The organism is Streptomyces sp. NPDC094034 (genome assembly GCF_040303865.1).
GTDB lineage: Bacteria > Actinomycetota > Actinomycetes > Streptomycetales > Streptomycetaceae > Streptomyces.
The window spans coordinates 1-18,315 of record NZ_JBEOUD010000036.1; the positions used below are offsets into that span (position 1 = coordinate 1).

Here is an 18,315-nt window from a genome sequence, read left to right on the forward strand (position 1 = left end):
GAGGGGCTTCCTTTCCGTCGGGGTCTGTTGCCGACCGCAGGTCGGTGGGCCCTGCGGGGCTGCGCGGCAGTGGAGTGGGGCGGCCCGGCACCGGCAAAGCGACTGACGGTCGGGGAGTGGTCGGGACTCATGCCCCGCTGTGCGGGCCCGTTGTCGGGTGACACCTGTTGTCTGGGGCGGAGAGCCTGCCACCCACCCCCTATGTCCCATTTTGGAAGGGGCTTTGGGGAGTGCTCCGGCGGGTCATGCGTCCTGAGTTCGGTTAACCGGGCCCCATGACGCATCCCCCCTCAGACAGGCCCACTCAGCGCCTCACCAGTCACATCCGCCCTGGGGCACGTGAGCGGAGGGAGGGGTGTGACTCATGGGGCGGCAGTGGGCCGGTCAGGGGTGGCGATGTGCCGTGGAGACGACTTAACCGAACCCAGGACGCACGACCTGCCCGGGGTCCCTGAAATGGCCCGCCAAACTGGGACATAGGGGGCGGGTGGCGAGTCCGTCCACCCCTGCTGACGGGTGCACCCGCCAACGGACTGTCACCAGCGGGGCATGAGTCCCCACCAACCACCCGCATCAGCTCGCCGAGCCGGGGCCGGGCCGCCCCACTCCACTCCCGCCCAGCCCCGCAGGGCCCACCGGCCCGCAGGCCGGGAAAGAAGCCGCCCCACGATCCCAGCCCCCCCGGGGACCCCTCCCCCCGGGCCGCCCCCCTCAAAGCAGCACTTGCGGTGGAGGGTTGGGAGTCAAGGGTGGGCGCAGCCCATCGGCTTGCCGACGCGACGAAGGAGCGCCCTTGACGCCCAACCCGCAACCGCGAAACTGAAACCCAGGGGCGGCCCCCACCCGCCATCAAACACACCGGCCCACCCCGACTACCCCTCGGTCCTCACCCGCACCCCACAACACACCGCCACCAGCGGGGCATGAAGCCCAGCCCGTTCCCGACCGTCAGACGCTTTGCCGGTGCCGGGCCGCCCCACTCAACTCCCGCGCAGACACCGTCACAGTCGGCCCAGCATGAGGGCCACGACAATCACCCACAGGCTCGCGCCGACGGTTACCGCGATGGCGGCGAGGCGCGTCATTCGCGTTCCCTCGTGCCCGCCGGCGGACAGCCGAAGATCCGCTCGTACAGGGCGACTTCGTCCGGTGCCTGATAGGCGAACAGCGCCTCCCAGCGTTTGTACTCCCGGTGGGCACGCCGCCGACGTGGGCTGACCACCCGTAAGGCGACGGCGAGCGCGCCCGTGAACCAGCGCCGTACGCGCTTCATACCCCACCCCTGCTGCTCCACTTGTTGCGTTCCGCCACCCGCGCACTGAGTTCTTCGGGCGACCCGCCGACGGGCTCGTCGCCGACCGGGCGAGACGTTCGCTCCGCGCCCTCCCCACCCGCCGGGTCCTTCCACACGAGAAGCGCGCCGTCCGCCCCGAACGTGGCGATCAGCAGGGACAGAAGACGCCGTGCGTCGCTAGTCGTCATCGGACAACCGCCGCATCAGTCCGGCCTCAACTTCCCGCATCAACTCCGGGGTTGCTGTCGCGTAGCCATCGCGCGGGACCCACTCCGGGACGAGTCGCCAGAAGTCCTCGGTCGCGTCTTCGGTGGGATCCACCATGTCGCACCCTTCTTACGATTAGTTACGAACCGTGTTCAGAGTGCGACGTACCGCGCTACGTTGGGAAGCGGTTCACCGTCCGACCTGTGCATTGGTCTCACTGGCGTACCTCCACACGCCTGACCTGCACGGATACGACGAGTGACATCGGGTCTCAGGTCAGTGGTCAAGGAGGTTTCGCATGACGGAGCAGCGCGATGTTGACGAGACGGTGAGGAGTCCCCAGGAGGCATTCGGCGACGCATTGCGCAACGCCCGTGAATTGCGAGCGGCCGGCAAGTTGTCGCAGTCGGCCCTGGCGAAGATGGCACGTACGTCAAAGTCAACCGTCAGCCGGATCGAGCGCGGAGTTCCGCCGATCGCCAGCACCTTGCCCGCTGTGTTTGATCAAATCTTTGAGACGGACGGGCTGTTCAAGCGGCTGTACGAAGAGGTGGTCTCGCGATCGTTCCCAGCCCTGTACCGGCGACGCATGAGACTGGAGGGCGAGGCCATCGCCATCTGGGAGTGGTCCCCCACCATCATCCCCGGTCTCTTTCAGACCGCCGAGTATGCCCGCGCGCTGTTTCGGGCCAATAACCCACGGGCGACTGAAGATGAGATCGCGGGATTTCTGCGTGCACGACTCGCGCGGCAGGACCAACTACGGGGCGACGCTCCACCGAACGTCCGTGTAGTGCTGTGCGCGTCTGTGATCGCGCGTCGCATTGTGAGCCGCGACGCGATGCGCGGGCAACTGGCGGTGCTCCTGGGTCAAACAGAACGCCAGACCACGCGCCTCCAGGTGCTGCCACTCGACGCCGAACCGCATCCGCTCATCGATGGACCCGTCACGTTCCTGACGGCGCCAAATCATGTGACCGTAGTCTGTGTTGATGCGTTCCGTACGGCGGACATCAACGAAGATCCTGAACATGTCCGGACGGCCGTACGCGCCTACGATGACTTGACCAGCGAGGCGCTTTCAGCACGGGACAGCGCTGCCTTCATGAGAAAGCAGATGGAGAAACTGTGAACCCAAACTCCGTCCCCACCGCGTGGGTCAAGTCCACCTACAGCAACGGTGATGGCGGCAACTGCGTCGAGTGGTCCCCCACCCACGCCCACGCCCACAACCTCGTCCCCATCCGCGACAGCAAAGCCCCCCATCTCCCCCACCTCACCCTCACCCCCCACGCCTGGACCAGCTTCGTGGCCTTCGCCACCACCCACGCCACCGCCTACGCGGACGACGCCGGCCAGTAGCGGATCTCCAGCATCGTGCAGCCCGTCTCCGTCCGGTACGGCCCGTGCGGCATCCCTGGCGGCCGCGACGCGTAGTGACCCGCCGTGAATGTGACGCCCAGCGTCAGATCGTGCAGTTCGCCTTCGAGGAGGTAGACCTCTTCGTAGTACTCGTGCCGAATGACCCCCGCCTCGGAGGTGTCCAGTCCCGGGGCCCAGCGCGCGAGACGAGTCAGCTCTCCCGCGTCGCCCGGGGCCGTGCTGAGCACCCGTTCCGTGACGCCGGGCTGCCCGTCGACGTCCCTCCACGGCAGGTCCGCCGCGTCGAGGAACTCATGCATGTCCTTCATCCGATGGCCGCCGCCCACGCGATCCCGTCGACCATGTCCCCTGTACCGGCACTGGCCTCGCGCTCGCTGGGGCTGCCTGATCCCCCCTTGCTTGCCGTGCTCTTGTTGTCGGCGTCCCACATGGTCTTCGTCCTCCCACACCGGTTCGACGCGCGCTCGGGCGCACGAGGGACAGTTCATCACCGCTGAACTGCCTGGGCCCCGCTCCGGCGTGTGCCGGGCGGCCATGGTATGTGGGGCCGTGGTACGTGCGGAGCGCGTCAACGCAACGCGTCGATCGCCCGCACGATCAGCGCACGGGCGCCTGCCCCGTACACCGCCATACTCCGCAGCGTCTCAAACGCCTTTGTGTACAGAGCGATCTCGCTCGGCTGCGTGTGTGTCACTCGGGCCGAGATCAGCTCGACTGAGACGAGCGTGTCGTCGTACATGTGGAACAGTTCCTGCGGGAAGAGGCTCCTGTCGGGCGTCGCCCTCGGAATGATGCCCAGTGATACCGCCGGAAGGGCCCCGGCGGTGAGCAGGTAGCCGAGTTGTGCCGCCATGGCGTCGTGGTCCCCCAACTGGTAGTAGAGCGCGGACTCTTCGATGACGAGGACAAAGCGGTGCCCGGCCCTCTCGATGATCTTGGAGCGCTCGACCCGCGCCGCCGCGGCCTGCTTCGCATCATCCGGGACATCGAGCAGACGGGCATTGCCGCTGAGGAGAGCAGACGCGTACCCCTCCGTCTGCAAGAGCCCCGGAATGAGGCTCGGTGAGTAGACCCGAAACAGTTCGGTCGATTCGTACAGTCGCACGTAGCTGTCTTGCAGGTGCCGAAGTCCGGCTCGTACCCGGCGTTGCCACTCGACGAACTGAGACTCCGCATTGAGGGATTGCGCGATGATGTCCGGCGCCTGATTCGGCGCGTCGCACGCATTGCACCACCGTCGGATGTCGTCCGGGGAAGGGGGAGTCCGCGCGTTCTCGATGCGCGACGTCTTCGGATGGGTCCAGCCGCAGCGCGCGGCCAGCTCACTGCCGGTGAGCCCCACCTCGGCTCGGAGAGCTCGCAGCCGGTTGGCGACGCGCTCGCGGGCCGCCTGTGCTGAGGACGAAGGAGACTCGGGCATGAGCGGGCGTGGTTACCTTTGGGTTAGTTGACCGTGTAGTTCTCGTGGGGCACCGCGCGCTCCCACACCACTTCGAAGGCGTCGGCACACAGCTTCGCCGTCGCAGGATCGTCGCTCATCTCGCCGCCGGCCGACGCCCCGTTTCCGGTGAAGTGGTTCCAGCGGATCAGCCGCCCGTCGATGAGCCAGAAGTCGTTGCCGGGCAACGCCACATCCGAGGCTCGACGGCGTGGCAGCCATCGGACCTCCTCGCCTGCCCCCAGGTTGACGGGCGTTCCGGCATGCTCGTAGCGGATGTAATCACTGGGCGGTTCGGAGACGATGCGGACCCGGCGGACCACGACACCGCGCGTCACCGCGCGTCGGATCAACTCGACCCACGGCCCCCAGTAGGGAGAGCCGGGGTCGATGTCGCGTTGCCCCGTCGCTCTCCAGCGCGCGAAGTCGTCGGCCTCGCTGTCCACCCCGTACGCGTCGCGCATTTCCAGATGACAGGCCGTCCGCTGTGCTCCGTCGAGGAGTTCAGTGAAGCTCGGTACCTTCTGCGACATCACAGGCCCTCCTCAAGAGCGGCACCATGCGGGCCGGAATCCGGACTACTGCCTCGTGATCGGGGATGCCCATCGCGTGCCCGGGCAGCTCGAACACGGCGCACTCCGCTTCGACTTCCGGCCCCGGTTTCCATCCCTGAATGATCAGCTCACCCGTGCTTTCGTCGACCCACACGGTCGGGCTCTCCCCCGTACCGGTGTTGGGGTCGATCCCGATGAACCGTAATTTCATCGCTGCCTCCGGCACTCTTGATGTGCGTGGATGTGCACAACATTCACCCTCCGGAGCCACCGCGTCAAGGGCACCAAATAGCCGAAGGGCAGCGGAAATATCGCGGCGTGAACATTGGTGCACATTGCTGGAAGCGGCGAACATCACTTCTCTACCGTCAAGGTCTGACCCCATCCATGACGGCAGGGGCCGGCAGTGGACACGCGGCTCCTGCCACGCGCGGTGCCGCCTCACCCACCCGGAGCCTTACCGCCCGGTCAAAGGAAGTGAGTCCATGGAACAGTTCGAGCGCGCCCGGTTGGACGCCTACTTCGCGCGCATCGCCGACCACTTCGCACCGGTCGAGCGCCCGTCGTCCTTCCTGATCACTCATCTGCTGCCCGAGCGTCCATCGTTCGTACAGGCAGTGGGAAAGAGCAGCGCCCTGCGGGCCGTGCTGCCCAAGCCGAGGTCCATCGCCCCGGCCGCACTGCGCGAGGTCGAGAAGACGATCCCGTGCGACTCCCTGACGCGCGACCTGTTCGAAGACGCGTACGCCGCAGTCGAGTACATCGAGTCGCGCGCGCCCGGCGAGGACGTCGTCCTCCTGGACGTGGGCGGCTACTTCGCCCCCTCGCTCGACGCGCTGGGCGACCGCTTCTCCGGGCGTATCGTCGGCATCGTCGAGGACACCGAGAACGGCCACCGCCGCTACGCCGACCGCGACAAGCTGCCCTGCCCCGTGATCTCCGTCGCACGCAGCCCGTTGAAGATCCCCGAGGATTTCCTCGTAGGGCAGTCCGTCGTGTTCTCCGCCGAAGCCCTCATGCGTGGCCGCGGCGACATCCTGCACGGCCGCCCCGCGCTCGTGATCGGTTTCGGCAAGCTCGGTTCGAGCATCGCCCGCCTGCTCCACGCCAAGGGCGTACAGGTCACTGTGTACGACGTCGACCCCGTCCGGCAGACACACGCGCTCTCCCAGGGCTTCATTGTGGCGCGGGATCGTGACGCCGCCCTGCACGGCGCGGGTCTGGTCCTCTGCGCGACCGGCGCGGTGTCGCTGCGCTGCGAGGACTTTTCGAGCCTGCGCAACGGTGCTTACGTCGCGACCGTGACCTCGTCCGAGGACGAAGTCGACCTCGCCGCACTGCCCAGGGTCTACCAGCGGTCGCCCCAAGGCGATCACGTCACGCGCTACTCAACGACCGGCCACTACTTCTACCTGCTCAACGGAGGTAACGCCGTCAACTTCCTGCACGGTGCCTCTGTCGGACCCTTCATCTTCCTCGTGCAGGCGGAGATTCTCGCCGGAATCCAGTTGCTCACTCGCGGCGACCTCGGACCCGGTCTGCACGAGGTGGGCGCCGACGATCGGGCGACCATCGCAGCCACGTGGCTCAGCTACTTCAACCGATAGAGGACAGGAGCGACCCATGCCGGTCACCGCACAGCACGTACGCGAAACAGTGGATGCCTACCTCGCCGAGCACCCTGACGAAAACGACAGCCTGTCAGCCCTCATCCGGACGCTCGACCAGGCGGGCGACACGATCGCCTCACGCAAGGAGTTCCGGGGCCACGTCACAGCCGGCGCCGTGCTGCTGCGCCCCGACGGCCGCGTACTCACCATCGAGCACCGTGTCCTGCGTGAGTGGCTGCTGCCCGGCGGGCACGTCGAGGAGTGCGACACGACGCTCGTAGACGCCGCGTTGCGCGAACTGGAAGAAGAAACAGGGATCGCTCCCGACCGCGTCGAGCCGGACAGCGGCCTGCCTCTCCACATTGATGTACACACGATCCCGGCGAATCCGGGAAGGGGGAGCCGCGGCATCTTCACTTCGATTTCCGGTTCTTGTTCCGCACGACGGCCGACATGGTCGAGCTGCGAGGGGAGGAAGTCACGGCGTGCTCATGGCAGTTCGCCGACACGCTGACAGTTGAGCCCCTGCGCTTTCGCGTAATGAACGCCTCAAGGTAGCGCCGGCTGACGGACGCAGCTCGGCCGCGCCAGGTCCTGTCCGGTCGATCTTCGCGGATAAGCCCGCGGCGTCTGGTGCCGTGCATCGCAAGGCGGAGGATCGCTTATGTACTGGACGTACTTGGGCGACTGACGACAACGCGGCGAGGTGCGGTGCCAGGCGTCGCGGGCCCGCGAAGATCGACCGGACAGGACCTAGCCGCAGAGGCATCGGGGCCGCTGTGCGTCAGGGCATCACCGCAGGTCAGTCGTCGTTACCGGCGGCGTGGATCTCCTCCGCCGCCGCCCACGCGATCACGTCGAGCATCGCTCACGAACGCGACTCCCGAACCGGGTCGCGTGTACACGTGAGCGCGTACACTAGTCTCATGACTGAGAACACCGTGACCGTACGGGAAGCCCGCGCGCACCTCGCCGACCACATCAACCGGGCCGAGGAAGGCGTTCCGACTGTCATCACGCGCAACGGCGCTCCGGTGGCAGCCGTAGTCCCCATCGCGGACTTCGAAGCGCTGGAGGGAGCCGCCGACGTCATGCTGGCGCGCGAAGCCGAAGCGGTCCTGGCCGAGGGCGGTCCCACAGTGACGATGGCGGAACTGCTGGCAGACCTGTTCACCGAGCAGGACGGCGAAGCGGCGTGAAGTACGCCTTCCGATTCACCACGGCGGCACAGCGGCAGCTCCGGGCCGTCAGCCGACCCGAGGCCATGCGCATCCTGACCGCACTGACCGCGCTCGGTGACGACCCGTACCGCGAGGACGCCGACGTCAAGAAGCTCACCGGCCCGTCCGGGCTCTACCGGCTCCGGGTCGGAAGCTACCGGGTCGCCTACCAGATCAACGATGGTGAACTCGTCATCCTCGTCGTCAAGCTCGGCGACCGCCGGGACGTTTACCGCAACCTGTAGGCGGTCAGGCCAAAGACCATCCGATCCCGTCCAGGATGTCGTGTTCGCTGACCACGACCTCCTGGGCGCCGGTCCGCTCCATGATCGCGAGGAGTACGAGGGCGCCCGCGCCGATGACGTCCACCCGGCCCGGGTGCATGACGGGGATCGCGGCGCGTTCCGCGTGTGTGGCGTGGAGCAGGCGGGTGGCGATGCGCTGGACCTGGTCGTACGGGATCCGGGAGTGGTGGATCGCGGCGGAGTCGTACTCGGTCAGGCCGAGCGCGATCGCGGCGACCGTGGTCACGGAACCGGCCAGGCCGACCAGGGTGCGGGCCTCGCGCAGCGGGACCGTCTGTTCGGCCAGGTCGAGGGCCGCCTCGATGTCGGCGCGGATCGCGGCGATGGCCGTATCGGTGGGCGGGTCGACGGGGACGCCGTCCCGTACGAGGTGGCGTTCGGTCAGCCGTACGCAGCCGATGTCCACGGAGCGCGCGGCGCGCACGTGATCGTCGCCGACGACGAACTCGGTCGAGCCGCCGCCGATGTCCACGACCAGGTAGCTGTTCCCGTCGGCCGGGCCCAGTTCCTTCGTCGCGCCGGTGAAGGAGAAGGCCGCCTCCTGGTCGCCGGTGATCACCTCGGGCTCCACGCCCAGGATGTCCAGGACCCCGCTGACGAACTCGGCGCGGTTCTCGGCGTCCCGCGAGGCGGAGGTGGCGACGAAGCGTACGCGCTCGGCGCCGTGTTCCTTGATGAGGGCGGCGTACTCCCGGCAGGCGGCGAAGGTACGTGCCAGCGCCTCGGGAGCGAGCCGGCCCGTCCTGTCCACGCCCTGGCCGAGGCGGACGATCTTCATCCGGCGGTCGAGGTCGACCAGTTCACCCGTCTCGGGGTGCGCGTCCGCGACGAGCAGGCGGATCGAGTTCGTACCGCAGTCGATGGCGGCGACCCTGGTCATGCCTTCTCCCTCTCGTCGTGGGACGGACCGTCGGAGGGACCGCCGGACGGACCGCCGGACGGACCGTCGGAAGGGCCCGGACCGTCGGACGGGCCGGACACGCACGGCGTCACACACGGGCCCTTCGCCCACCACTCCGGCAGCATCGCGATCGCCTCGTCGCCCAGCGGGTTCACCCCGGGCCCGGCCGCCAGCGAGTGGCCGACCAGGACATGCAGGCACTTCACCCGGTCCGGCATGCCGCCGGCGCTCGGGAAGCCCTCCAGGACCTCGATGGCGTCACGGCGCCCGATGTAGTCCTCGTGGGCCGCGCGGTACGCGGCGGCCAGCTCGGGATCGGTCGCGAGGCGCTCGGTCATCTCCTTCATGACGCCGTTCGCCTCCAGCGTGCCGATGGCCGAGGCCGCGCGCGGGCAGGTGAGGTAGTACGTCGTCGGGAAGGGGGTGCCGTCGGGGAGCCGCGGGGCGGTCTCGACCACGTCCGGCAGGCCGCAGGGGCAGCGGTGCGCGATGGCGCGCAGCCCGCGCGGCGGGCGGCCCAGCTGTTCTTCGAATGCCGCGACGTCCGCCTCGGTGGGTTCCGTGCGTTCGGTCTGCGGAGGGGGCGTGTCCATGCCTGCCTAGGTATGTTCTGCGGTTCTCGGGCGTTCTCGGGTGTTCTCGGGTTTTCTCAGGTGTTCTGGGAGTTCTTGAGCGCCTCGGGTGTTCTTGGGTGTCCTCGGTACTCTGTCGCGGGCCGTCCCCGGCTATCTGTCCTGGCGGTCCGCGTTGTCCACGCCGTCCAGCACATTCGAGTACCAGGGGCGACCCGTCGCCCCCCGTTCCTCGCGGCGCTGCTCGCGCACATCCGGGTCGATCACGGTGTAGCCGGTCTCCCCAGGCATCACGTAATGCAGATGCTCCCGGGCCAGCCGCTGGATGTACGCGTCGTCCTGGAGCCGCGCCTTCTCGTCGCGCAGCTCCTCGACCCGCTGCTTCGCCTCGCGGGCCAGCCGCTCCTGGTCGGCGATCTCGTTCCGCTGCGACACGTACTGCCGCATCGGATACGCGAGCGCCACCACCAGTGTGCACACGACCAGGGCGAGGAAAGCGGCCCGGCCGGTGAGCCGGGAGCGGCGGTCCTGCCTGCGGTTCTGCGAGCGGTAGACCCGGGCGGCCGTCTGCTCGCCGAGCAGTCGCAGCCTGGTCGCGGTGGAGAACCGGTCCCGGTTCCCGGCCATGGCTCGCCTCCCCTTTTACGTCCCCTGTTGTACGTACGTCCCCGGACACGGTACGGGACCGCGGCCGGGGACGTACGGACGACGGGCGGAGCCGCCCCTCGCCCTCGTACCGACAGGATCAGGAAGAACGCATCCTCTTAATGGTTCTTACTGGTTCGCGGAGCGAAACCGCGGGAACGCGCTGCGGCCCGCGTACACCGCCGCGTCGTCGAGGATCTCCTCGATGCGCAGCAGCTGGTTGTACTTGGCGACGCGCTCGGAGCGGGCCGGGGCGCCGGTCTTGATCTGACCGCAGTTGGTGGCGACGGCGAGGTCGGCGATGGTGACGTCCTCGGTCTCACCGGAGCGGTGGGACATCATGCACTTGAAGCCGTTGCGCTGGGCCAGCTCGACGGCGTCCAGGGTCTCGGTCAGCGAACCGATCTGGTTGACCTTGACGAGCAGGGCGTTGGCCGAGCCCTCCTCGATGCCACGGGCCAGGCGCTCCGGGTTGGTGACGAACAGGTCGTCGCCGACGATCTGGACCTTGGAGCCGAGCTTGTCCGTGAGGACCTTCCAGCCGGCCCAGTCGTCCTCGAAGAGCGGGTCCTCGATGGAGACGAGCGGGTACGAGGCGACGAGCTCCTCGTAGTACTCGGTCATCTCGGCCGCCGAGCGCGACTTGCCCTCGAACTCGTACGACCCGTCCTTGTAGAACTCGGACGCGGCGACGTCGAGCGCGAGCGCGATGTCGCGGCCGGGGACGTAACCGGCCTCCTTGATCGCTTCGAGGATGAGGTCGAGCGCGGCGCGGTTCGACTCCAGGTTCGGCGCGAAGCCGCCCTCGTCGCCGAGGCCGGTGGACAGGCCCTTCTGCTTCAGGACCTTCTTGAGGGTGTGGTAGACCTCGGCACCCCAGCGCAGGGCCTCGGAGAAGGACTCCGCGCCGATCGGGGCGATCATGAATTCCTGGATGTCCACGTTGGAGTCGGCGTGCGAGCCGCCGTTCAGGATGTTCATCATCGGAACGGGCAGCAGGTGCGCGTTCGGGCCGCCGAGGTAGCGGAAGAGCGGGAGGTCCGAGGCCTCGGAGGCGGCGTGCGCGACGGCGAGGGAGACGCCGAGGATGGCGTTGGCGCCGAGCGACGACTTGTCCGGGGTGGCGTCCAGGTCGAACATCGCCTGGTCGATCAGGCGCTGCTCGGTGGCGTCGTACCCGACCAGCTCAGGGCCGATCTGCTCGATGACGGCGAGGACGGCCTTCTCGACGCCCTTGCCCTGGTAGCGGTTCTGGTCACCGTCGCGGAGCTCAAGGGCCTCGAACGCACCGGTGGAGGCACCGGAGGGGACAGCAGCACGACCCGTGCTGCCGTCGTCGAGGCCGACCTCGACCTCGACCGTGGGGTTGCCTCGGGAGTCGAGGATTTCCCGGGCTACGACGACGTCGATGGACGGCACGAGCATCTCCTTCTGGGATGTGACGCTTGGAGTGCAGGGTCTCATTGGCCTTGCGACACGAGACTATCCGGCGCGGGGTCATCGGTCGGCCGGTGCCCGCCACCTAAGACGGAATGGGGCCCGATTCCCCCACGCCGGAGCCCGCGGGGGCCGGGTACGCGGGAGGGTGGCGCCGGGTCCGCGGGTGAGCGGGAGCCGCGTCCGCGGGTGAGCGGGGGCCACAGGCGAAACCCCGGCCCGGCGCGTACGGGGGATTACGCGCCGGGCCGGGGCGGTCTCGGGTGGGGACGGTCCCGAGGGGCTCCGGTGGGGACTGACCGGGGGGGCTCCGCTGGGGACGGTCCCCGGAGACTCCGGTGGAGACGGTCCCCGGGGGCTCCGCTGGGGACGGTCCCGAGGGGAGAGCGGTCCCGGTTCCGGATACGGCCCGGACGAGGCCGGGTGGGTCAGCTCAGGTGGAGCTGCTGGCCCGGGTAGATCACGTCGGCGTCGCTGACGATGTCCTTGTTCAGGTCGTACAGCTTCTGCCAGCCACCCTCGACGTCCTCGGCCTTGGCGATCTTGGAGAGGGAGTCACCGGGCTTGACCTTGTACTCGCCGTCACCCTTCTTGATCGTGGTGGGACGGCTCTCGCCGCGCGAGGCCGGCTGGGCCGCGCCGCGCGTGGTCTCCTGCTGCTTCGGCTGCGCCTGCTGCTTGGGGGCCTGCCGCTGCGTCGGCTGCGACTTCTTCTGGGTGGGCCGGCTGGGCTGGGTGCTCTCGGTGGCGGAGCCGCCGTCGTACGCGGCCCTGGACAGGCCCACGCCGCAGTTCGGCCACGCGCCCTTGCCCTGGCCGGCGAGGACCTTCTCGGCGACGGCGATCTGCTGGGACTTGCTGGCCTGGTCGGCGCGGGCGGCATACGCGGTACCGCCGTAAGCGGCCCAGGTGGACGGCGTGAACTGGAGGCCGCCGTAGAAGCCGTTGTCCGTGTTGATCGACCAGTTGCCTCCGGACTCGCACTGCGCGACCTGGTCCCACTCTGCGGCGGTCGCGGCGGAGGCCGAGGTCGCACCGATCAGCGGGGCGGCGACGGCTGCGCCGGTGACCCCGGCGAGCGTGGCATAGCGGACGGCCTTCGACGGGCGGCGGTGCTTGCCCTTGCTGGAACGCAGCAGCATGGAACATCTCCCTCACCGACGCCTACGAGGTCAGCTGTCGGGTTCGGGCCAAGTGAGTTGCCCGGCCGTGTGCTCTGTCGCACACGGCTTCACCCCAAGCCGGTCCTCGGTCGTCTGTCGACGGCCGGAGCCCGGCGCGAACCTTTGGGTCCCCCGCTCCTGCCTACGGCGCATGACGCGTCGGTTGCTCCCCCCGACCGACGGCAGGATTCGGCGTGACGGTCGACGGGGCCCGCGGTGCGAGCGGTTCAGACCGTAATCACAGGTCCGCCCATTGTTCAAAGGAGAACATCAAGGAAAAATCGCCCTTACCTCCCCCTTGGATGACCCCATTTACGCAGGTGAGAGACGAAACGACCCAACCGCCGGAGCAAAAGGCCCCAGTTGCGGCGAAGAGACCCTTGTCTCACTTTCGCAGAAGTGGACATAGGGCCTCTAACTGCCTCTACTTCACGCCCAGATCAAGGGTCTGGCCAGGGAAGATCAGGTCAGGGTCGGCGCCGACGGTGTCCTTGTTCGCCTCGTAGATCGCGGACCACCCGCCGGGCACCTCGCGCTCGTCGGCGATGAGCCAAAGACAGTCACCGGCGCGGACGGTGTACTCACCATCCAGCGCGCCCGCGCCTTCCGTTTCGCCCGCGGAGCCGCCCGCCGAACCATCCGCCGGGCCGCCCGTCGCACCACTCGTCGCGCCATCCGCCGCGGCGTTGGCGTTACGTGTCGATCCGTCACCGCGCGAGGCATGACGGCCGGATTCACGCTCTTCGCCCGAATTGCCCGGTGCGGAGTCGTCCGGGGCCGCGTCGCCGCGGTGCTTGCCCTTGGCGGCGCCCTGACCGGACCCGGCGGACCCGGCGGAGCCGGAGGACTCGGCGGGAGCGGGCTCCTTCGTACCGTCACCGTTGGAGGCCGAGGCGTCCGGCGAGGCCGAGGAGCCGTCCGACGGGGACCCGGCCTTCCCGGATGTCCCGGACGGCTCAGGAGTCGCCTCAGATGTCTTCTCCGGCGTCGCCTCCGTCGCCGTCCCCGGCGTCGTACCGGGATCCACGCGCGGCGCGGGACTGCCCTCCGTCAGCCCGGCGACCGCGGCGCAACTGGCCCACGCCCGCGGCCCCTGCGCTTCGAGGATCCTCTCGGCTATCGCGATCTGCTGCGAGCGGCTGGCGAGGTCGGCTCTGGCCGCGTACTCGGCGCCGCCGAAGTCGTCCCAGGTCTCCTGGGAGATCTGGAGTCCGCCGAAGAAGTCGTTGCCGAGGTCCGCGCTCCACATGCCGCCGCTCTCGCACTCGGCGACACGGTCCCAGGTGGACGCGTCCGCCGCACTGGCACCGGCGGCACCGAGCAGCGGAATGGCGATCGCCGAGCCGGTCACCCCTGCCGCGACGATCAGGGCGGGGGCCTGGCGAGGTCGACGGTGTCGGCCGTTCCCGGAGCGCATGTGATTGCCTTCCGTGTGACTGATGTTTCGACTGGTGCGTGTGGCGGCTGAGTTTTCGAGAACGTAGCGGTACTCGAACTCCTGTCACAAGTCGATGCAGCGGAGATCACGCGAAAGTCACAGTCTTGACGGTCCGTCAGAAATCGTCAGTCGGACAATGGCGTGAACTGCACCGGAAGCGTGCGCAATCCACGCATGATGAGCCCTCCGCGCCAGCGCAAATCGGCAGGATCTCCCGCAAGCCGCACATCGGGCAGCCGGGTCAGCAGGGTGGCGAGCGCGGTCTGCCCCTCCACCCGGGCGAGCGGTGCGCCGAGGCAGTAGTGGATGCCGTGTCCGTATCCGAGGTGCTGATTGTCACGCCGGGAGAGGTCGAGCGTGTCCGGATCCGCGAAGCGCTCGGGGTCACGGTCGGCGGCGGCGAGGACGACCAGCACCGGATCGCCCGCCGCGATCAGCTGTCCGCCGAGCGTCAGGGGCTCGGTCGCGTACCGCCAGGTGGCCAGCTCCACGGGACCGTCGTACCGCAGCAGTTCCTCGACCCCTGTCGCGAGCAGTCCGGTCTCCCCCGCCCGGAGCGAACGCTGGAGCAGCGCGCGCTGCTCGGGATGGCGCAGCAGGGCGAACATGCCGTTCCCGATCAGGTTCACGGTCGTCTCGAAACCGGCGAACAGGATGATGAAGGCCATCGCCGCGGCCTCGTTCTCGGTGAGATGTTCCCCGTGGTCGCCGGCCCGGATGAGTCCGGAGATCAGATCGTCGCCGGGATCGGCCCTCTTACGGTGGATGAGGTCGGCGAGATAGCCGCGCATCTTCTTGACCGAGCGCCCGACTCCGCCGCGTGGTCCGCCGGCGTGCCGGATCATCATCCCCGCCCAGTCGCGGAAGTCGTCCTGGTCCTCGCGCGGCACCCCGAGCAGGTCACAGATCGCGTAGATGGGGAGCGGGAACGCGAAGTCATGAATCAGGTCCGCCTCGCCCCTCGCGGCGAAGCCGTCGATGAGCCGGTCGGTCAATTCCTGTACGCGCGGCGCGAATTCGGCCACGCGACGGGGCGTGAACGCCTTGGACACGAGCCGGCGCAGCCGAGTGTGGTCGGGCGGATCGATATTGAGCAGATGTGTCATCAGCTCGGCCTTGCGCTCACCGGGTATGCCCGTCTTCCCCTTGGCGTGCGCGGGCTCGGCGTGATGCGCGGGGTTCTTGGAGAGCCGCGCGTCGGCGAGGGCCTGCCTGGCATCCACATACCGCGTCACGAGCCACGCCTCCACGCCACTGGGCAGCGCGGTCCTGTGCACGGGCGAATGCTCGCGCAACCAGGCGTAGGCGGGATACGGATCGGTGGCGAACTCCCAGGTGAACAGCGCGGGAGCGGGCGCGGCCGGGGATATGGGGGCGGGCTGGTGACGCATCCCCCGACAGTAACCGTCGGCGTCGCCGGGGAACGGACCGCCGGGGTACGGGCCGCCGGGGAACGGACCGACGACGCCGTACCACCACCCTCGGCGGCCGTTCGGGCTGTACGGCCCGGCCCCGGGCCGTGCGGCTATACGGCGTGGCCCTCCGCCGTGCGGATCGCGTCCCGGTATACGCGGGCCGCCGCGCGCAGTGCCGCCTCCGGGTCGACGCCGGCCTCTTCCGCGCGTACCGCCAGGGCCAGTAGTTCGTAGCCGACGCCGTCGGCCTTCGGGAGCGGGACGTCGAGGCCGGCCGTGCGGGTGCGGCCCGCGAGTTTCGCGGCGAGGGCGAGGCCGGGCTGGCCCAGGGGGACTCCGTCGGTGACCGAGTCGCGCTGCTTCTCGACCGCTTTCATCCGGAGCCAGTGGGTTTTGACGTCCTCGGGGGTCTCGGCCGTCTCGTCGCCGAAGACATGGGGGTGGCGATGGATGAGCTTCTCCACGATCGTGCCGGCGACGTCGTCGATGGAGAACGGCCCGGCGTCCTCCTCTCCCTCCTCCGCCACGGCACGCTCCTCCGCGATACGGGCGTGGAAGACGACCTGGAGCAGTACGTCCCCCAGCTCCTCGCGCAGTTCGACGGCGTCGCCCTCCTCGATCGCCTCGACGAGTTCGTACGCCTCCTCGATGGCGTACTTGGCGAGACCCTGGTGCGTCTGGGTCGATGACCACGGGCACTCGACGCGGATCCGGTCCATGACCTGGACGAGGTCGAGCAGCCGGGCGCCCGGCAGGTCGTACGAGCCGGGAAGCAGCTCCAGGTCGGGCATCGGGACCCGGCCGGAGCCCGCCAGCCGCGCGAGGCCGTCGGTCAGCCGGGCGTCGGTGCCGTCGCCCTCGCCGGAGGGGATGACCACGACCGTACGGCCGCCCGCGCAGGCGTCGACCAGCTCCCGCGCGGTGGGCGCGGCCTGCTCGACGGTGATGCCCGCCTCGCGCAGATAGGGCAGCTGCGGATGGCCGGGGTCGGCGCACAGCACCGCGTCGGCGGCACGCAGCAGCTGCCAGGCGGGCCAGGACAGCAGCCCGGGGGCGACCCGGTGGCTGGCGGTCAGCAGGACGATACGGCCGGGGGTGGCGGGAGCTTCGTCTGTCACCTCTCGAACCTACCTCCGGCCGCCGGCCGCCCCGCCCGCGGGCCGAGGCCGCCTGCGGGCCGAGGCCGCCTGCGGGCCGAAGCCGGGCGCGGGCCGAGGCCGGGCGCCCCCGCCCGGCCGTTTCCGATCAGGCTCCGGCCGGCTGCTCCTGGTCCGGTGCCTCGCTGGTGAGCTGGGTGATCCACGGCGTCTTGGCCTCGCCCAGCCTGACCTGCTGGTTGTCCCAGCTGCCGTAGCGCGGATTGACGTCGATACCGAGTTTCTCGGAGGTCTTCGTCAGCTCGGCGAGGACCGTCTGCTGGCCCTGCGGCGTCGTGGTGTTGGCGCCGAGCGCCACGGCCAGCTTGGTCAGCAGCACCTCGCGGCGGATCGCCGACTCGATCTGGTCCGGGGCGAGCGCGCCCTGCTGGAGCAGCATCGCGGCGAACTGCGCCTCGCCGCCGGACTGGGCGGCTGCCTGCTGCCGGGTGGTCTGGATCTCCTTGCGGCTGATCGTGACCCCGGCGTTGCCCGCGGCCTTCTCCAGCACCCGGTCGAAGATCATGCTGTTCAGCTTGGCCTGGCTGAGCTGCCCGGTGTTCTTGATCAGCTCCTCGGCCTCGGCCTCGGGCGCGGTGCGCTGCGCGTCCCGTACGTCCCGTACCTGGGCCTGGAGCGCGGACACCTCGATCCGCTGCCCGCCGACGACGGCCGCGGCTCCGGGGTGGGCTTCGTTGCCGCAGGCGGTGAGGAGTGGGGCCGCGGCGAGAAGCGCGACGGAGACGGAGAGCGCGGTGCGACGACGGCGGTGCAAAGGGGGCCTCCCGGCGTGATTGTGCGGCGATGCACAAGGCCTTGCAGAGATCGATGGTAGGCAGTGGACGTGGTCTGGGCCACTGGTTCGACCAACGATTCACGGGCGGATCGGGGTGCGCGATCCGCGAAGGCGACGGGCCGGGGGGCTCCCGGTGCCCGGAGCGGGGGCAATGGTCCGCGCCTTCACGCGTTCACGTTCATCACCCAGCGCTCGGCCCAATCGCGTTGCGCACTCTCGATGTGCTCATAGGATGCGATGCGCCGCGCATGCTCCCTCAGCTTCAAAATCCGCTCAGGATGGGATGCCACGGAGAATCCAATACCGATCTGCCAGTATCCGGCAACCATCACCACATCCCCGGTCACTGACATCATCACGAACGTCGGATTGTCCCGGCCGGACCCGAGGAGCCCACTCTCGCAGCCGGCCCCTGCGACGTCCCACCCGTCGGAAAGCGATACGCGCACCCAGCGGTACGCCTTGAATTCCGACTCGTCCGGCATATCGACGGAAACGTCCACGCCGACCAGGAATTCGGGCCACCCGTCCCCCGCCATCGAGAACAGACCGCATTCCCGAGCCGTCCTCTCCCACTCCTCATTGATCTTGGAGTGAAGGTCCTGCTCGGCATGATCGATGATGACGTCCCGCCGCCCCTCGTCCGCATGCAACTGCGTCACATACCGGGCCACGAGAACCGGGGCGAGGTCGTCGCGGGTTCCGATCACTTCATGAACCCTGAATCCGGCATCGGAGAACTTGCCCAGAAGCTCTGGGTGCAATTCACCCACCACGCCCCGCCCCTCCTCACTCACTTGT

At 68.9% G+C, this 18,315-nt stretch carries 23 protein-coding genes and 1 riboswitch; of the genes, 6 read left to right on the forward strand and 17 right to left on the reverse strand.

Annotated elements, in window-relative coordinates:
* Positions 1-1,081: 1,081 nt before the first annotated feature.
* Genes ABTZ59_RS27085 through ABTZ59_RS27095 form a run of 3 tightly spaced genes read right to left on the reverse strand, consistent with a single transcriptional unit; the run spans position 1,082 to position 1,618 of the window.
* On the reverse strand, positions 1,082-1,273 hold the full coding sequence (locus ABTZ59_RS27085; protein WP_351418267.1) for a hypothetical protein: 192 nt from the start codon (positions 1,271-1,273) through the stop codon (positions 1,082-1,084).
* A complete protein-coding gene (locus tag ABTZ59_RS27090) occupies positions 1,270-1,482 on the reverse strand; it encodes a hypothetical protein (protein WP_351418270.1) in 213 nt (70 codons plus the stop codon). The genes ABTZ59_RS27085 and ABTZ59_RS27090 overlap by 4 nt, the downstream gene beginning before the upstream one ends.
* Complete coding sequence (locus tag ABTZ59_RS27095) at positions 1,472-1,618, reverse strand: hypothetical protein (RefSeq protein WP_351418275.1); 147 nt, start codon at positions 1,616-1,618, stop codon at positions 1,472-1,474. Before ABTZ59_RS27095 ends, ABTZ59_RS27090 begins: the two co-directional genes overlap by 11 nt.
* 181 nt (positions 1,619-1,799) lie before the next feature.
* Between ABTZ59_RS27095 and ABTZ59_RS27100 the strand changes: the two genes are divergently transcribed.
* Both ABTZ59_RS27100 and ABTZ59_RS27105 read left to right on the forward strand, forming a co-directional pair.
* On the forward strand, positions 1,800-2,633 hold the full coding sequence (locus tag ABTZ59_RS27100) for a helix-turn-helix domain-containing protein (RefSeq protein ID WP_351418280.1): 834 nt from the start codon (positions 1,800-1,802) through the stop codon (positions 2,631-2,633).
* The gene (locus ABTZ59_RS27105; RefSeq protein WP_351418285.1) at positions 2,630-2,863 is read left to right on the forward strand and encodes a DUF397 domain-containing protein; all 234 of its coding nucleotides are present in this window, start codon (positions 2,630-2,632) and stop codon (positions 2,861-2,863) included. Before ABTZ59_RS27100 ends, ABTZ59_RS27105 begins: the two co-directional genes overlap by 4 nt.
* On the opposite strand, the gene ABTZ59_RS27110 is transcribed toward ABTZ59_RS27105, so the two are convergent.
* The 4 genes from ABTZ59_RS27110 to ABTZ59_RS27125 all read right to left on the reverse strand — a co-directional run bounded on the left by ABTZ59_RS27110 (position 2,839) and on the right by ABTZ59_RS27125 (position 5,087).
* Positions 2,839-3,183, reverse strand: a complete 345-nt coding sequence (locus ABTZ59_RS27110) for a cupin domain-containing protein (RefSeq protein WP_351418289.1) — start codon at positions 3,181-3,183, stop codon at positions 2,839-2,841. The two genes, ABTZ59_RS27105 and ABTZ59_RS27110, sit on opposite strands and share 25 nt — an antisense overlap.
* 269 nt (positions 3,184-3,452) lie before the next feature.
* The gene (locus tag ABTZ59_RS27115; protein ID WP_351418294.1) at positions 3,453-4,304 is read right to left on the reverse strand and encodes a helix-turn-helix domain-containing protein; all 852 of its coding nucleotides are present in this window, start codon (positions 4,302-4,304) and stop codon (positions 3,453-3,455) included.
* 23 nt (positions 4,305-4,327) lie between these two features.
* Complete coding sequence (locus ABTZ59_RS27120; protein ID WP_351418299.1) at positions 4,328-4,855, reverse strand: DUF6879 family protein; 528 nt, start codon at positions 4,853-4,855, stop codon at positions 4,328-4,330.
* Positions 4,827-5,087: a hypothetical protein gene (locus ABTZ59_RS27125; protein WP_351418602.1), complete on the reverse strand. Its 261-nt coding sequence runs from the start codon at positions 5,085-5,087 to the stop codon at positions 4,827-4,829. The genes ABTZ59_RS27120 and ABTZ59_RS27125 overlap by 29 nt, the downstream gene beginning before the upstream one ends.
* Positions 5,088-5,361: 274 nt before the next feature.
* Between ABTZ59_RS27125 and ABTZ59_RS27130 the strand changes: the two genes are divergently transcribed.
* From ABTZ59_RS27130 to ABTZ59_RS27145, 4 genes are all read left to right on the forward strand, one after another.
* Positions 5,362-6,483, forward strand: coding sequence for an NAD(P)-binding domain-containing protein (locus ABTZ59_RS27130; protein WP_351418304.1), 1,122 nt, complete (start codon positions 5,362-5,364; stop codon positions 6,481-6,483).
* Between the two features lie 16 nt (positions 6,484-6,499).
* Positions 6,500-7,000, forward strand: a complete 501-nt coding sequence (locus tag ABTZ59_RS27135; protein WP_351418308.1) for an NUDIX hydrolase — start codon at positions 6,500-6,502, stop codon at positions 6,998-7,000.
* A 412-nt stretch (positions 7,001-7,412) separates the two neighbouring features.
* Positions 7,413-7,685: a type II toxin-antitoxin system Phd/YefM family antitoxin gene (locus ABTZ59_RS27140; protein ID WP_351418313.1), complete on the forward strand. Its 273-nt coding sequence runs from the start codon at positions 7,413-7,415 to the stop codon at positions 7,683-7,685.
* The gene (locus ABTZ59_RS27145; RefSeq protein WP_351418327.1) at positions 7,682-7,951 is read left to right on the forward strand and encodes a type II toxin-antitoxin system RelE family toxin; all 270 of its coding nucleotides are present in this window, start codon (positions 7,682-7,684) and stop codon (positions 7,949-7,951) included. The genes ABTZ59_RS27140 and ABTZ59_RS27145 overlap by 4 nt, the downstream gene beginning before the upstream one ends.
* Positions 7,952-7,955: 4 nt before the next feature.
* Here the strand turns inward: ABTZ59_RS27145 and ABTZ59_RS27150 are convergent, their stop codons facing one another.
* From ABTZ59_RS27150 to ABTZ59_RS27195, 10 genes are all read right to left on the reverse strand, one after another.
* Positions 7,956-8,891 (reverse strand): Ppx/GppA phosphatase family protein, encoded by a 936-nt coding sequence (locus ABTZ59_RS27150; RefSeq protein ID WP_351418344.1) that lies wholly within the window; start codon positions 8,889-8,891, stop codon positions 7,956-7,958.
* Positions 8,888-9,505 carry a DUF501 domain-containing protein gene (locus ABTZ59_RS27155; RefSeq protein WP_351418351.1) on the reverse strand — a complete coding sequence of 206 codons (618 nt, stop codon included), beginning with the start codon at positions 9,503-9,505 and terminating at the stop codon, positions 8,888-8,890. The genes ABTZ59_RS27150 and ABTZ59_RS27155 overlap by 4 nt, the downstream gene beginning before the upstream one ends.
* Before the next feature lie 132 nt (positions 9,506-9,637).
* Entirely contained in the window at positions 9,638-10,111 is a 474-nt protein-coding gene (locus tag ABTZ59_RS27160; RefSeq protein ID WP_351418358.1) for an FtsB family cell division protein, read from the reverse strand.
* 147 nt (positions 10,112-10,258) lie between these two features.
* Complete coding sequence (gene eno / locus ABTZ59_RS27165) at positions 10,259-11,554, reverse strand: phosphopyruvate hydratase (RefSeq protein WP_351418375.1); 1,296 nt, start codon at positions 11,552-11,554, stop codon at positions 10,259-10,261.
* A gap of 440 nt (positions 11,555-11,994) precedes the next feature.
* The gene (locus ABTZ59_RS27170) at positions 11,995-12,708 is read right to left on the reverse strand and encodes a transglycosylase family protein (RefSeq protein ID WP_351418380.1); all 714 of its coding nucleotides are present in this window, start codon (positions 12,706-12,708) and stop codon (positions 11,995-11,997) included.
* A gap of 4 nt (positions 12,709-12,712) precedes the next feature.
* Positions 12,713-12,889, reverse strand: a riboswitch (cyclic di-AMP (ydaO/yuaA leader).
* 264 nt (positions 12,890-13,153) lie between these two features.
* Entirely contained in the window at positions 13,154-14,146 is a 993-nt protein-coding gene (locus tag ABTZ59_RS27175) for a transglycosylase family protein (RefSeq protein WP_351418383.1), read from the reverse strand.
* Between the two features lie 146 nt (positions 14,147-14,292).
* Positions 14,293-15,558, reverse strand: coding sequence for a cytochrome P450 family protein (locus ABTZ59_RS27180; protein ID WP_351418387.1), 1,266 nt, complete (start codon positions 15,556-15,558; stop codon positions 14,293-14,295).
* Positions 15,559-15,692: 134 nt separating this feature from the next.
* Positions 15,693-16,700, reverse strand: a complete 1,008-nt coding sequence (locus ABTZ59_RS27185; RefSeq protein WP_351418392.1) for a nucleoside triphosphate pyrophosphohydrolase — start codon at positions 16,698-16,700, stop codon at positions 15,693-15,695.
* A gap of 127 nt (positions 16,701-16,827) precedes the next feature.
* Positions 16,828-17,493: a SurA N-terminal domain-containing protein gene (locus ABTZ59_RS27190; protein WP_351418401.1), complete on the reverse strand. Its 666-nt coding sequence runs from the start codon at positions 17,491-17,493 to the stop codon at positions 16,828-16,830.
* 185 nt (positions 17,494-17,678) lie between these two features.
* On the reverse strand, positions 17,679-18,290 hold the full coding sequence (locus ABTZ59_RS27195; RefSeq protein ID WP_351418406.1) for a hypothetical protein: 612 nt from the start codon (positions 18,288-18,290) through the stop codon (positions 17,679-17,681).
* Positions 18,291-18,315: the final 25 nt, after the last annotated feature.

Bases quoted from the DNA above. Each gene is read 5' to 3' on its own strand.
- ABTZ59_RS27085 (WP_351418267.1), bottom strand. From the start codon at position 1,273: ATGAAGCGCGTACGGCGCTGGTTCACGGGCGCGCTCGCCGTCGCCTTA.
- ABTZ59_RS27090 (WP_351418270.1), bottom strand. From the start codon at position 1,482: ATGACGACTAGCGACGCACGGCGTCTTCTGTCCCTGCTGATCGCCACG.
- ABTZ59_RS27095 (WP_351418275.1), bottom strand. From the start codon at position 1,618: ATGGTGGATCCCACCGAAGACGCGACCGAGGACTTCTGGCGACTCGTC.
- ABTZ59_RS27100 (WP_351418280.1), top strand. From the start codon at position 1,800: ATGACGGAGCAGCGCGATGTTGACGAGACGGTGAGGAGTCCCCAGGAG.
- ABTZ59_RS27110 (WP_351418289.1), bottom strand. From the start codon at position 3,183: ATGCATGAGTTCCTCGACGCGGCGGACCTGCCGTGGAGGGACGTCGAC.
- ABTZ59_RS27115 (WP_351418294.1), bottom strand. From the start codon at position 4,304: ATGCCCGAGTCTCCTTCGTCCTCAGCACAGGCGGCCCGCGAGCGCGTC.
- ABTZ59_RS27120 (WP_351418299.1), bottom strand. From the start codon at position 4,855: ATGTCGCAGAAGGTACCGAGCTTCACTGAACTCCTCGACGGAGCACAG.
- ABTZ59_RS27125 (WP_351418602.1), bottom strand. From the start codon at position 5,087: ATGAAATTACGGTTCATCGGGATCGACCCCAACACCGGTACGGGGGAG.
- ABTZ59_RS27130 (WP_351418304.1), top strand. From the start codon at position 5,362: ATGGAACAGTTCGAGCGCGCCCGGTTGGACGCCTACTTCGCGCGCATC.
- ABTZ59_RS27135 (WP_351418308.1), top strand. From the start codon at position 6,500: ATGCCGGTCACCGCACAGCACGTACGCGAAACAGTGGATGCCTACCTC.
- ABTZ59_RS27140 (WP_351418313.1), top strand. From the start codon at position 7,413: ATGACTGAGAACACCGTGACCGTACGGGAAGCCCGCGCGCACCTCGCC.
- ABTZ59_RS27150 (WP_351418344.1), bottom strand. From the start codon at position 8,891: ATGACCAGGGTCGCCGCCATCGACTGCGGTACGAACTCGATCCGCCTG.
- ABTZ59_RS27155 (WP_351418351.1), bottom strand. From the start codon at position 9,505: ATGGACACGCCCCCTCCGCAGACCGAACGCACGGAACCCACCGAGGCG.
- ABTZ59_RS27160 (WP_351418358.1), bottom strand. From the start codon at position 10,111: ATGGCCGGGAACCGGGACCGGTTCTCCACCGCGACCAGGCTGCGACTG.
- eno (WP_351418375.1), bottom strand. From the start codon at position 11,554: ATGCTCGTGCCGTCCATCGACGTCGTCGTAGCCCGGGAAATCCTCGAC.
- ABTZ59_RS27170 (WP_351418380.1), bottom strand. From the start codon at position 12,708: ATGCTGCTGCGTTCCAGCAAGGGCAAGCACCGCCGCCCGTCGAAGGCC.
- ABTZ59_RS27175 (WP_351418383.1), bottom strand. From the start codon at position 14,146: ATGCGCTCCGGGAACGGCCGACACCGTCGACCTCGCCAGGCCCCCGCC.
- ABTZ59_RS27180 (WP_351418387.1), bottom strand. From the start codon at position 15,558: ATGCGTCACCAGCCCGCCCCCATATCCCCGGCCGCGCCCGCTCCCGCG.